Origin of the sequence: Caballeronia sp. RCC_10 (assembly GCF_041360715.1) — a bacterium.
Lineage (GTDB): Bacteria > Pseudomonadota > Gammaproteobacteria > Burkholderiales > Burkholderiaceae > Caballeronia > Caballeronia grimmiae.
In genome coordinates, this window is sequence record NZ_JBFUPT010000018.1 from 59,513 (window position 1) to 71,993 (window position 12,481).

Below are 12,481 nucleotides of genomic sequence, written 5' to 3' on the forward strand. Positions count from 1 at the left end.
GCCGTTCAGGACATACCGATGGAAAAACGGTCTCGTTTCGATACGAGCGTGTTGCCGTATCTGCTCGTCGCGCCTCAGCTCGCGATCACCGCGCTCTTCTTCCTCTGGCCCGCCGGCGAGGCGCTATGGCAAGCGACGCAAAGCCAGGACGCGTTCGGCACGTCCAGCGAATTCGTCGGCTTCGCGAACTTCCGGCAGCTCTTCGCGGACCCGCTGTACCTGTCATCGTTCAGTACGACGATGATCTTCTGCGCGCTCGTCACCGTGTCCGGACTCGTGATCTCGCTGCTGCTCGCCGCATGCGCGGATCGCGTGACGCGCGGCGCGAAGGCGTATCAGACGCTGCTCATCTGGCCGTATGCGGTCGCGCCGGCCATCGCGGCGGTGCTCTGGTCGTTTCTCTTCAATCCGAGCATCGGGCTGGTCACGTATGCGCTCGCGAAGCAGGGCATCGTATGGAACCACGCGCTCAACGGCACGCAGGCGATGTTTCTCGTCGTGCTCGCGTCGGTGTGGAAACAGGTCAGCTATAACTTCCTGTTCTTCTATGCCGGCTTGCAGGCGATACCGCAATCGCTGATCGAAGCCGCCGCGATCGACGGCGCCGGTCCCGTGCGGCGCTTCTTCGGCATTGCGTTGCCGCTGTTGTCGCCGACGAGTTTCTTCCTGCTCGTCGTCAACCTGGTCTACGCGTTCTTCGATACCTTCCCCGTCATCGATGCCGCCACTGGCGGCGGTCCTGCTCAATCGACCAAGACGCTCATCTACAAGATCTTCGCGGAAGGGTTTCAGGGGCTGGACATCGGCAGCTCGGGCGCGCAGTCGGTCGTGCTGATGGTGATCGTCGTCGCGCTGACCATCGTGCAGTTCCGCTTCGTCGAACGCAGGGTGCAATACTCATGATCGAGAACCGTCGCGGCTTCGATATCTTCTGTCACGCGGTGCTGATCCTCGGCGTCGCGCTGGTCGTGTTCCCGGTGTATGTCGCGTTCTGCGCGGCGACGATGAATTCGAGCGAAGTATTCAGCGTGCCGCTTTCGCTGATTCCGAGCACGCATCTCTTCGAAAACATTGCGCACATCTGGACGCACGGCAGCGGCAATGCGGCGGCGCCCTTCGGACGCATGCTCATCAACAGTCTCGTGATGGCGCTCGTCATCTCCATCGGCAAGATCGCGGTGTCGATCATTTCGGCGTATGCGATTGTCTTCTTTCGCTTCCCGATGAAGAACCTCGCGTTCTGGCTGATCTTCGTCACGCTGATGCTGCCCGTCGAAGTCCGCATCTTTCCGACGGTGCAGGTCGTGTCGTCGATGCATCTCGCCAACACGTACGCCGGTCTCACGCTGCCGCTGATCGCCTCCGCGACGGCGACCTTCCTGTTCCGGCAGTTCTTCATGACGCTGCCCGACGAACTGATGGAAGCGGCACGCATCGACGGTGCAGGGCCGCTGCGCTTCTTCTGGGACGTGGTGCTGCCGCTGTCGAAGACGAACATCGCGGCGCTTTTCGTGATCACTTTTATCTACGGCTGGAACCAGTACCTCTGGCCGATTCTGATCACCAATCAGCAGTCGCTGCAGACGGCGGTGGTCGGTATCAAGAGCATGATCGCCTCGGGCGATACCGCGACCGAATGGCATCTCGTGATGAGCGCGACGCTGCTTGCAATGCTGCCGCCGCTCGCCGTCGTGCTGACGATGCAGCGCTGGTTCGTGCGCGGACTCGTGGACGCGGAAAAATAAAACTGGAGACCGGGTATCAATGGCTGCACTGACACTCAAAGGCGTCAAGAAGACATACGACGGCACTCAATACGTGCTTCATGGCATCGATGTATCGATCGAGGATGGTGAGTTCGTCGTGATGGTTGGTCCATCCGGTTGCGGCAAGTCGACGCTACTGCGCATGGTCGCGGGACTCGAGAGCGTGTCGGAAGGCACGATCGAGATTGCGGGCAAGGTCGTGAACAAGCTGGAGCCGAAAGATCGCGACATCGCGATGGTCTTTCAGAATTACGCACTTTATCCGCACATGAGTGTCGCGCAGAATATGGCCTATGCGTTGAAGATCGGCGGCGTGGATCGCGGGACGATCGAGAGCCGCGTCGCGAACGCCGCGCGTATTCTGGAGTTGGAGCATTTGCTGGCGCGCAAGCCGCGCGAGTTGTCGGGCGGTCAGCGGCAGCGTGTTGCAATGGGTCGTGCCATCGTTCGCGAACCAGCGGTGTTTCTGTTCGACGAGCCGCTGTCCAATCTTGACGCCAAGCTGCGCGTGCAAATGCGCCTCGAGATTCAGCGGCTGCACGCGCGCCTCGCGACGACGAGCCTTTACGTCACGCATGACCAGATCGAAGCCATGACGCTCGCGCAGCGCGTCATCGTGATGAACAAGGGGCACGCTGAACAGATCGGCGCGCCGACCGAAGTGTACGAGCGGCCGGCTACGGTGTTCGTGGCGAGCTTCATCGGATCGCCGGCCATGAATCTGCTCGAAGGCAGACTGTCCGACGATGGTTCGGTGTTCGAAGTAGCGGGCGGCGGTCCGAAGCTGACGGTTGCGGGCGCGGGCGGCGTGACGCGTGCCATGTTCGGGCGCGAGTGGATCGTCGGCATCCGTCCGGAACACATGACGCCGGGCAACCATGAGGCGGCGCAAGCGGTGCTCGACGTCGATTCGGCGGAATTGCTCGGCGCGGACAATCTTGCTCACGGCAAGTGGGGCAAGCATGACGTGGCGGCGCGCTTGCCGCACGTGCATCGGCCGGTGCGCGGGGAAAAGCTGGCGGTATCGGTGCCGGCGCGGCATCTTCATTTTTTCGATCCGGCTACCGGATTGCGCGCCAACTGAAGGAGGCTTTGCGATGAGAATCTGGCCGTACCCCGCCATCGTCGCGCATCGCGGCGGCGGCAAGCTCGCGCCCGAGAACACGCTCGAAGGCATCGATACGGGCGCGCGTCTCGGTCTCAAGATGATCGAGTTCGACGCGAAGCTGTCGGCGGACGACGTCGTCTTCCTGTTGCATGACGACGATGTCGACCGCACGTCGAACGGCCACGGCCCGGCGAAGTCGATGACCTACGCGCAGTTGCGCGCGCTCGACGCCGGTTCGTGGTTCGGCAAGGAATTCGCGGGCGCGCACATGCCGACGCTCGCCGAAGTGCGCGAGCGATGCGCGTCGCTGAATATGGCGGCGAACATCGAAATCAAGCCGTGTCCGGGGCGCGAAGTCGAAACCGGGGAACGGGTCGCACGCGAGGCGGCGCGCCTGTGGAACGATGCGGAGCCGGAGCCGCTGTTGTCGTCGTTTTCGTATGCGGCATTGGAGGCGGCGCGCGATGCCGCGCCGGATCTGCCGCGCGGCATGTTGTACGAACGCGTGCCGGCGGAGTGGCGCGAGCAAACGGCGGCGCTCGCGTGCGTGTCGCTGCACGCGGACCATCGTTCGCTGGACGAAACACTCGTGCGCGAAATCAAGGACGCGGGTCTGCGCGTGCTGGCCTACACGGTGAACGATCCCGAGCGTGCGCGCCTGCTCGCGCGATGGGGTGTCGATGCGATCTGCACCGATCGCATCGATGTCATCGGCGCGAACTTTCTGGAAGACGCGCCGAAGTGAGGGCGCGCTAGCGGGCGCGCGAGAGCAGGATGCCCGCGAAGAGCGCCAGGCCGCCGACGATGGCAATGGTTTGCCAGGGCTTGTCGTGAAGGTAGGCGTCGGCGTCGTCGAAGGCGGCGGCGGCGCGCTCGCGAACCACGGCGGGTGTGGCATTGAGGCGCGCGCGCGCCGAATCGATTTGATCGCCGATTCGGGCGCGAAGCGCGGCGGCGTCAGCGGACGCGCCGTCCGACAGCAATCCTTCGAGTTCGGAAAGAAGGACGCGCAGTTCGCCGCCGATATCCTGGGCTGCTTCGCGGCCATGACGCGCCATGCGGCGTGCGCGGCGGCCGGTGGCGTTCCATGAATCTCCGATGGCGTCTCGCGTGTTAGGCAGTGCGTTCATAGATCGCTCCGTCGATGGATGAATCGTGGATGGAGTCCGCTTGCATCGCGGGGAAGGTGCTTAGAGCAAGTAGGATGCCGGACTGTCGCGGCTCGCTGTTGGGCGCGCGCGATGCGTAATTACTGCGGCGTCCGCACGCCGGCGCAAGTCACATTTACAAGGAGCGTGTAAAAGCAAACGCCGCCATGCGGTAGCGCATGACGGCGTGTGCCGAGAGCTTGAAACGGTGAGACATCGGCATACGGATCAGAAACGATAGCCGACGCGCAGATACGTCACGATCGGGTTGATCGTGATCTTCGCCTGCGATTGAACGTTGAGCGTGCCGACCGGCGTCTGGGCTTGCGTGCTCAGCTTGGCGGTCGCCTTCAGCGGAATGAAGGACACGGAGAAACCCGCGAACCAGTGTTCCGTGAAATTGTAGACAGCGCCGACATTGAAGACCGGCGCCCAAGAACTATCCGTATCGACCGTGGTCGGACCATGCAGCACGGAGCCCTCGAAAGCGGCGTTGCTGATCTTCGCATCGGTGAACCAGGTGCGCGTCACGCCCACGCCAACATACGGGCGGAACTTCGCTTGCGGTTCGTTGAAGAAGTATTTGAAGAGCAGCGTTGGGCTCCATTGCTTCGCGCTGCCGATCTTGCCGAACGATTCGAGCCTGCCGGTGCCGTTGAGGTCGAACGTTGGCGGAATGCCCATTTCGAATTCAGCGGCGATGTGGTCGGTCGCGAAGTAACCTACGGTGAAGCCGGCCGTATCCGAGCTGCTGATACCTGCGCCCGTGCCCGGCGCGCTGATATTGACGGGAGATCCGCCTACACTTGTCTCTTTGAGCGGACTGCTGCTGTCCTGTGGGGCGAGGTGAAACCAGCCTGCCGTTGCAAAAAAGGACCCAGCCGACTGTGCATGCGCCGCTGTGGACACACACGCCAATGCTGCGATCCCGGTTGCGACTTGTTTTATTTTCATTTGTGCTCCTCCAGAAAGCACGCCCATTATGAACACAACGTTTCAAACTAACCATAGCGGCGCCGTAGAGCATTTTCCCTAGGATGGCAGCGGCTTTGGAGTCCTGTTGCACGGCGCTTGCATGTGCCTGAAAGCCCCGTGGCACAGGCGTCTCCCGTCAGCCCCCGATCGGGGTAACACAAACGCGACCAACGGAATATCCAGAATGGCACGGCTTGCACGACTCTACGTTCCCGATCAGCCGCAGCATGTCATCCTGCGTGGTCTCGACCAGCAACCTGCCTTCGTCGACGACCAGGACTACGAGCTTTTCATCGACTGCTTGAGGACGGCTTCACGCGATCATCATCTTTCCATCCATGCCTATGCGTTGATGCCGCAGGCCGTGCATCTGCTCGTGACGCCTCGCGACGAGGCGAGTCTGCCCAAGGCGATGCAGGCGGTCGGGCGTCGTTACGTCGCGCACTTCAATCGGCGTTACGTGCGGCGCGGCACGCTGTGGGAGGGGCGCTATCGCGCGACGGTCATCGAAGGCGAGCGTTATTTCCTGCTCGCGACGCGCGTCGTCGAAACAGCGCCGGTTCGCGCGCAACTCGCTGCGTCGCCGCATGACTACAAGTGGTCGAGCTACCGGCATCACATCGGCGTGACGCTCGATGCGCTCATCACGGACCATCCGCTCTTCTGGTCGCTCGGCAACACGCCGTTTGAGCGCCAGCATGCGTACAAGGAGCTTTCGGAGCAGCCGCTCGACGAGCGCGAGACCAACCGTCTCCTGCAAGCGACGCTCAAAGGCTGGGTGCTCGGCAGCGATGCCTATCGCGAATGGGCCTCGCGGGCGGCGAACCGGCGGGTATCGCCGTTGCCGCGCGGGCGTCCGCGCAAAGTGCGCGAAACGCCTCAAGCCCAGTAACGGCGGGGCAGTCAGCGGTAAGGGCATCGGAAAACGGCGTCTCGTGTCGTGCGAGCGCCGTTTTATTTTGACCTTCAAATGATGTGGAACTTATTTTGTGGGGCGTATATGCACCATAACGATAATAGGTGCCAGAACATCACGTTTTATTTGCCAGCGCTTTGATTCGTCGCGTATATTTCGATTTCCGGCGGTTTTGCGGTGCAGTGCGTCAAAGCAACCCGCCTCGCGGTACACGATCAGAGAATCGGCCGCGGGCAACAAGAAAACGATTCAACGGCCGAGTCGGCCCTCACAGTAGAGACGGTGTCCCCATGAACGATCATCAGCAGCCGGCAGCCGGTTCGCTTCCCGCCGCGCAGGGCATGTACGACCCTGCGAACGAACATGACGCTTGCGGCGTCGGCTTTGTCGCCCATATCAAGGGCAAGAAAAGCCACGAGATCATTCAGCAGGGTCTCAAGATTCTGGAGAATCTCGATCACCGTGGCGCAGTGGGCGCGGACCCGCTGATGGGCGACGGCGCCGGCATCCTGATCCAGGTGCCGGACGGCTTCTATCGCGAGGAGATGGCCAAGCAGGGCGTGACGCTGCCGCCGGCTGGCGAATACGGCGTCGGCATGATCTTCCTGCCGAAGGAACACGCTTCGCGTCTCGCGTGCGAGCAGGAACTGGAACGCACGGTAAAGGCCGAAGGCCAGGTCGTGCTCGGCTGGCGCGACGTGCCCGTCGACGGCAACATGCCGATTTCCCCCGCCGTGAAGGCGAGCGAGCCGCTGATCCGCATGATTTTCATCGGCCGCGGCAAGGACATCGTCGTGACGGATGCGCTCGAGCGCAAGCTGTACATCATCCGCAAGACGGCGAGCCATCGCATCCAGGCGCTCAAGCTCAAGCACGGCAAGGAATATTTCGTGCCGTCGATGTCGTCGCGCACGGTCGTCTACAAGGGCCTGCTGCTGGCCGGCCAGGTCGGCGTGTATTACCGCGACCTGCAGGACGAGCGCGTCGTGTCGGCGCTGGCGCTCGTGCATCAGCGCTTTTCGACCAACACGTTCCCGGCGTGGGAACTCGCGCACCCGTATCGCATGATCGCCCACAACGGTGAAATCAACACCGTGAAGGGCAACGTCAACTGGCTTAACGCCCGCACCGGCGCGATCGCGTCCTACGTGCTCGGCGACGATTTGCCGAAGCTCTGGCCGCTGATCTATCCGGGCCAGTCGGACACGGCATCGTTCGACAACTGTCTCGAACTGCTGGTGATGGCCGGCTACCCGCTTGTCCACGCGATGATGATGATGATTCCCGAGGCATGGGAACAGCACACGCTGATGGACGAGAACCGCCGCGCCTTCTACGAATATCACGCCGCGATGATGGAGCCGTGGGACGGCCCCGCCGCCATCGCGTTCACGGACGGCCGCCAGATCGGCGCGACGCTCGACCGCAACGGCCTGCGCCCGGCGCGTTACATCGTGACCGACGACGACCTCGTGATCCTCGCGTCGGAATCCGGCGTGCTGCCGATCCCCGAATCGAAGATCGTCAAGAAGTGGCGTCTGCAGCCGGGCAAGATGTTCCTGATCGACATGGAGCAGGGCCGCATCATCGAGGACAAGGAGCTCAAGGACAACCTCGCAAACGCGAAGCCGTACAAGAGCTGGATCGACGCTGTGCGCATCAAGCTCGATGAAATCGAGCCGAAGGCCGAGGACGTCGAGACGCAGCGCCGCGAAGCCGCCGCGCTGCTCGACCGCCAGCAGGCGTTCGGCTATACGCAGGAAGACGTGAAGTTCCTGATGGCGCCGATGGCGCAAGCGGGCGAGGAAGCGATCGGTTCGATGGGCAACGACTCGCCGCTCGCCGTGATGTCCAGCAAGAACAAGACGCTGTATCACTACTTCAAGCAGTTGTTCGCGCAAGTGACGAACCCGCCGATCGACCCGATCCGCGAAAACATGGTGATGTCGCTCGTCTCGTTCATCGGGCCGAAGCCGAACCTGCTCGACACCATCAACATCAACCCGACGATGCGCCTCGAAGTGTCGCAGCCGGTGCTCGACTTCAAGGACATCGCGAAGATCCGCGCGATCGATACATACACCGGTGGCAAGTTCCGCTCGTACGAGCTGAGCATCTGCTATCCGGCCGCGTGGGGCAAGGAAGGCGTGGAAGCGCGCATCGCGTCGCTGTGCGCCGAGGCCGTCGACGCCGTGAAGTCCGGCTACAACATCCTGATCGTGTCGGACCGCAAGATGGACCGCGACAACGTCGCGATTCCGGCGCTGCTCGCCACGTCCGCGATTCACACGCATCTCGTGCAGCACGGCCTGCGCACGAGCACGGGTCTCGTCGTCGAAACGGGCTCCGCGCGTGAGACGCATCACTTCGCGCTGCTCGCGGGCTATGGCGCGGAAGCCGTTCATCCGTATCTCGCGCTGGAAACGCTCGCCAACATGGCCGAAGGGCTGAAGGGCGACCTGTCGGCCGACAAGGCGATCTACAACTTCACGAGGGCGGTCGGCAAGGGCCTGCACAAGGTCATGTCGAAGATGGGCATTTCGACGTACATGTCCTACACCGGCGCGCAGATTTTCGAGGCGGTCGGGCTGTCGTCGGACCTCGTGGAGAAGTACTTCAAGGGCACGGCATCGAAGGTCGGCGGCATCGGCATCTTCGAAGTGGCGGAAGAAGCCATTCGTCTTCATCGCGATGCATTCGGCGACAACCCGGTTCTCTCGACCATGCTCGACGCGGGCGGCGAGTATGCGTACCGCGTGCGCGGCGAAGAGCATATGTGGACGCCGGATGCGATCGCCAAGCTGCAGCACTCGGCGCGCAGCAACTCGTATCAGACGTACAAGGAATATGCGCATCTGATTAACGACCAGACGAAGCGTCACATGACGTTCCGCGGCCTGTTCGAATTCAAGCTCGATCCGCAGAAAGCCATTCCGCTCGATGAAGTGGAATCGGCGAAGGACATCGTCAAGCGCTTCGCGACGGGCGCAATGTCGCTCGGCTCGATCAGCACCGAAGCGCACGCCACGCTGGCTGTCGCGATGAACCGTATCGGCGGCAAGTCGAACACAGGCGAAGGCGGCGAGGACGAAACGCGTTATCGCAACGAACTGCGCGGCATTCCGATCAAGAACGGCGACACGCTGCAATCGATCATCGGCAAGGAAGTCATCGCCGACATTCCGTTGAAGGACGGCGATTCGCTGCGCTCGAAGATCAAGCAGGTCGCATCGGGACGCTTCGGCGTGACGGCGGAGTATCTGTCGTCGGCGGACCAGATCCAGATCAAGATGGCGCAGGGCGCGAAGCCCGGCGAGGGCGGCCAGTTGCCGGGCCACAAGGTGTCGGATTACATCGGCAAGCTGCGTTATTCGGTGCCGGGCGTGGGCCTCATCTCGCCGCCGCCGCACCACGACATCTATTCGATCGAAGACCTCGCGCAACTCATTCACGATCTCAAAAACGTGAACGCGTCATCGAGCATTTCGGTGAAGCTGGTGTCGGAAGTGGGCGTCGGCACGGTCGCGGCGGGCGTCGCGAAGGCGAAGGCGGACCACGTCGTGATCGCGGGCCATGACGGCGGCACGGGCGCGTCGCCACTGTCGTCGCTCAAGCACGCGGGCACGCCGTGGGAACTCGGTCTTGCCGAAACGCAGCAGACGCTGGTGCTCAACCGCCTGCGCGGCCGCATCCGCGTGCAGGCCGACGGCCAGATGAAGACCGGCCGCGACGTCGTGATCGGCGCGCTGCTCGGCGCGGACGAATTCGGCTTCGCGACGGCGCCGCTCGTCGTCGAAGGCTGCATCATGATGCGCAAGTGCCATCTGAACACCTGCCCGGTCGGCGTCGCGACGCAAGACCCGGTGCTGCGCGCGAAGTTCACCGGCCAGCCGGAGCATGTCGTCAACTACTTCTTCTTCGTTGCCGAAGAAGTGCGCGAAATCATGGCGCAACTGGGCCTGCGCAAGTTCGACGACCTGATTGGCCGCGTCGATCTGCTTGACACGAAGAAGGGCGTCGAGCACTGGAAGGCGAAGGGTCTCGACTTCTCGCGCATCTTCTATCAGGTGCCGGTGGCGAGCGAAGTCGCGCGCAAGCATGAGGACGTGCAGGACCACGGTCTCGACAAGGCGCTCGATCACGTGCTGATCGAGAAGTCGAAGGCGGCGATCGAGAAGGGCGAGCATGTCTCGTTCATCCAGCCGGTGCGCAACGTGAACCGCACGGTCGGCGCGATGCTGTCCGGCCTGATCGCGAAGAAGTACGGCCACGACGGCCTGCCCGACGACACCATCCACATTCAGTTGAAGGGTACGGCGGGCCAGAGCTTCGGCGCGTTCCTGGCGAAGGGCGTGACGCTCGATCTCGTCGGCGACGGCAACGACTACGTCGGCAAGGGTCTGTCGGGCGGGCGCATCATCATTCGCCCGACCAACGACTTCCGCGGCAAGTCCGAGGAAAACATCATCTGCGGCAATACGGTGATGTACGGCGCGATCGAAGGCGAATCGTACTTCCGCGGCGTCGCGGGGGAGCGCTTCTGCGTGCGCAACTCGGGCGCGACGGCGGTCGTCGAAGGAACCGGCGATCACGGCTGCGAATACATGACGGGCGGCACGGTCGTGGTGCTCGGCGAGACGGGCCGCAACTTCGCGGCGGGGATGTCGGGCGGCATCGCATTCGTGTACGACCCGGACGGCACGTTCGCCGCCAAGTGCAACAAGTCGATGGTCGCGCTCGATCCGGTCCTGCAGCAGGCCGAACAGGAACGCACGGTGGATCGCGCGCTGTGGCACAGCGGCCAGACCGACGAAGCGCTGCTCAAGGGTCTCGTCGAGCGTCACTTCCAGTTCACCGGATCGCCGCGCGCCAAGGCGCTGCTCGAGAACTGGGATGCATCGCGCCGTCAGTTCGTGAAGGTCTTCCCGACCGAATACAAGCGCGCGCTCGGTGAACTCGGCGCGAAGAAGGCGAAGGAAGCTATGGCGGCCTGAAGCCCGAAACAAATAAAAAGCATGGCTCTCCGATGCGCGGCATCGGAGAGCGCGATCCTCACCAAATACAGAGAAAGAAATGGGCAAGGCAACCGGTTTTCTCGAGTTCGAACGCCGCCATGAGGCATACGAAGCACCGCTGACCCGCGTCAAGCATTACAAGGAATTCGTCGCCGCACTGACCGATGACGACGCGAAGGTGCAGGGCGCGCGCTGCATGGACTGTGGCATTCCGTTCTGCAACAACGGCTGTCCGGTCAACAACATCATTCCCGACTTCAACGATCTCGTTTTCCGGCAAGACTGGAAGACCGCGATCGAAGTGCTGCATTCGACCAACAATTTCCCCGAGTTCACGGGCCGCATTTGCCCGGCGCCGTGCGAGGCGGCGTGCACGCTCGGCATCAACGAAGATCCGGTCGGCATCAAGTCGATCGAACGGAAGATCATCGACAAGGCGTGGGAAGAAGGCTGGGTCGCGCCGCAGCCGCCGAAGCACAAGACGGGCAAGAAAGTGGCGGTCGTGGGTTCTGGTCCTGCGGGCCTGGCGGTCGCGCAACAACTGGCGCGCGCCGGACATGACGTCGTCGTGTTCGAGAAGAACGACCGCATCGGCGGATTGCTGCGCTATGGCATTCCCGATTTCAAGCTGGAGAAGTGGCTGATCGACCGTCGCATGCGCCAGATGGAAGCGGAAGGCGTGTCGTTCCGCACGAACGTGTTCGTCGGCAAGGATCCGCTGCCGGCGCACATCGGCAATACGGCGAAGGAAAGCATCACGCCGGACGAACTGAAGGAACAGTTCGATGCCGTGGTGATCGCGGGCGGCTCCGAAACGCCGCGCGATTTGCCGGTGCCGGGGCGCGAGCTCGAAGGCATCCACTTCGCGATGGAATTTCTGCCGCAGCAGAACAAGGTCAATGCGGGCGACAAGGTCGTCGATCAACTGGTCGCGAAGGGCAAGCACGTCGTCGTGATCGGCGGCGGCGATACGGGTTCGGACTGTGTTGGCACGTCGAATCGTCATGGCGCGAAGGGCGTGACGCAGTTCGAATTGCTCGCGCAACCGCCCGAAGAAGAGAACAAGCCGCTCGTGTGGCCGTACTGGCCGATCAAGCTGCGCACTTCGTCGTCGCATGAAGAGGGTTGCGAGCGCGACTGGTCGGTGGCGACCAAGCGCTTCGAAGGCAAGAACGGCAAGGTCGAGAAGCTGATCGCGGCGCGCGTCGAGTGGAAGAACGGGAAGATGCAGGAAGTGCCCGGCTCCGAGTTCGAAATGAAGGCCGATCTGGTACTGCTCGCGATGGGGTTCACGCAGCCGCTGTCGCCGGTGCTGGAAGCGTTCGGTGTCGACAAGGATGCGCGCGGCAACGTGCGGGCATCGACGGAAGGCGACAAGGCGTATTACACGTCGGCGGACAAGGTGTTCACGGCGGGCGATATGCGTCGCGGTCAGTCGCTCGTCGTGTGGGCGATCCGGGAAGGACGCCAGTGCGCGCGGTCGGTCGATGCTTATTTGATGGGGAGCAGTGAGTTGCCGCGGTAAGGGTTAGCGGCATCCTCCGATGGGAGCA

The 12,481-nt window shown here is 62.6% G+C and carries 9 protein-coding genes; 7 read left to right on the top strand and 2 right to left on the bottom strand.

From position 1 onward, the window contains the following. Window positions 1–18: 18 nt before the first annotated feature. Genes ugpA through ugpQ form a run of 4 tightly spaced genes read left to right on the top strand, consistent with a single transcriptional unit; the run spans window position 19 to window position 3,619 of the window. Window positions 19–903: a sn-glycerol-3-phosphate ABC transporter permease UgpA gene (gene ugpA / locus AB6804_RS24485; RefSeq protein ID WP_035967648.1), complete on the top strand. Its 885-nt coding sequence runs from the start codon at window positions 19–21 to the stop codon at window positions 901–903. Beyond that, window positions 900–1,745, top strand: coding sequence for a sn-glycerol-3-phosphate ABC transporter permease UgpE (ugpE, locus tag AB6804_RS24490; protein ID WP_370888656.1), 846 nt, complete (start codon window positions 900–902; stop codon window positions 1,743–1,745). Before ugpA ends, ugpE begins: the two co-directional genes overlap by 4 nt. A 19-nt stretch (window positions 1,746–1,764) precedes the next feature. Beyond that, complete coding sequence (locus AB6804_RS24495; protein ID WP_370888657.1) at window positions 1,765–2,850, top strand: sn-glycerol-3-phosphate import ATP-binding protein UgpC; 1,086 nt, start codon at window positions 1,765–1,767, stop codon at window positions 2,848–2,850. A gap of 13 nt (window positions 2,851–2,863) precedes the next feature. After that, complete coding sequence (gene ugpQ / locus AB6804_RS24500) at window positions 2,864–3,619, top strand: glycerophosphodiester phosphodiesterase (RefSeq protein ID WP_370888658.1); 756 nt, start codon at window positions 2,864–2,866, stop codon at window positions 3,617–3,619. Window positions 3,620–3,626: 7 nt separating this feature from the next. Here ugpQ and AB6804_RS24505 read toward each other — a convergent pair whose 3' ends face one another. Continuing rightward, a complete protein-coding gene (locus tag AB6804_RS24505) occupies window positions 3,627–4,004 on the bottom strand; it encodes a DUF883 family protein (protein WP_035967655.1) in 378 nt (125 codons plus the stop codon). 246 nt (window positions 4,005–4,250) lie between these two features. Continuing rightward, on the bottom strand, window positions 4,251–4,976 hold the full coding sequence (locus tag AB6804_RS24510; protein ID WP_370888659.1) for an OmpW family protein: 726 nt from the start codon (window positions 4,974–4,976) through the stop codon (window positions 4,251–4,253). Between the two features lie 205 nt (window positions 4,977–5,181). On the opposite strand from AB6804_RS24510, the gene AB6804_RS24515 reads away from it, so the two are divergent. The 3 genes from AB6804_RS24515 to AB6804_RS24525 all read left to right on the top strand — a co-directional run bounded on the left by AB6804_RS24515 (window position 5,182) and on the right by AB6804_RS24525 (window position 12,453). Next, a complete protein-coding gene (locus tag AB6804_RS24515; protein ID WP_035967658.1) occupies window positions 5,182–5,889 on the top strand; it encodes a transposase in 708 nt (235 codons plus the stop codon). 314 nt (window positions 5,890–6,203) lie between these two features. Beyond that, window positions 6,204–10,907: a glutamate synthase-related protein gene (locus AB6804_RS24520; RefSeq protein WP_370888660.1), complete on the top strand. Its 4,704-nt coding sequence runs from the start codon at window positions 6,204–6,206 to the stop codon at window positions 10,905–10,907. A 79-nt stretch (window positions 10,908–10,986) separates the two neighbouring features. Continuing rightward, window positions 10,987–12,453 carry a glutamate synthase subunit beta gene (locus tag AB6804_RS24525; protein ID WP_370888661.1) on the top strand — a complete coding sequence of 489 codons (1,467 nt, stop codon included), beginning with the start codon at window positions 10,987–10,989 and terminating at the stop codon, window positions 12,451–12,453. Window positions 12,454–12,481: the final 28 nt, after the last annotated feature.

Coding starts and splice junctions, on each gene's coding strand:
- ugpA (WP_035967648.1), top strand. CDS start 19: ATGGAAAAACGGTCTCGTTTCGATACGAGCGTGTTGCCGTATCTGCTC.
- ugpE (WP_370888656.1), top strand. CDS start 900: ATGATCGAGAACCGTCGCGGCTTCGATATCTTCTGTCACGCGGTGCTG.
- AB6804_RS24495 (WP_370888657.1), top strand. CDS start 1,765: ATGGCTGCACTGACACTCAAAGGCGTCAAGAAGACATACGACGGCACT.
- ugpQ (WP_370888658.1), top strand. CDS start 2,864: ATGAGAATCTGGCCGTACCCCGCCATCGTCGCGCATCGCGGCGGCGGC.
- AB6804_RS24505 (WP_035967655.1), bottom strand. CDS start 4,004: ATGAACGCACTGCCTAACACGCGAGACGCCATCGGAGATTCATGGAAC.
- AB6804_RS24510 (WP_370888659.1), bottom strand. CDS start 4,976: ATGAAAATAAAACAAGTCGCAACCGGGATCGCAGCATTGGCGTGTGTG.
- AB6804_RS24515 (WP_035967658.1), top strand. CDS start 5,182: ATGGCACGGCTTGCACGACTCTACGTTCCCGATCAGCCGCAGCATGTC.
- AB6804_RS24520 (WP_370888660.1), top strand. CDS start 6,204: ATGAACGATCATCAGCAGCCGGCAGCCGGTTCGCTTCCCGCCGCGCAG.
- AB6804_RS24525 (WP_370888661.1), top strand. CDS start 10,987: ATGGGCAAGGCAACCGGTTTTCTCGAGTTCGAACGCCGCCATGAGGCA.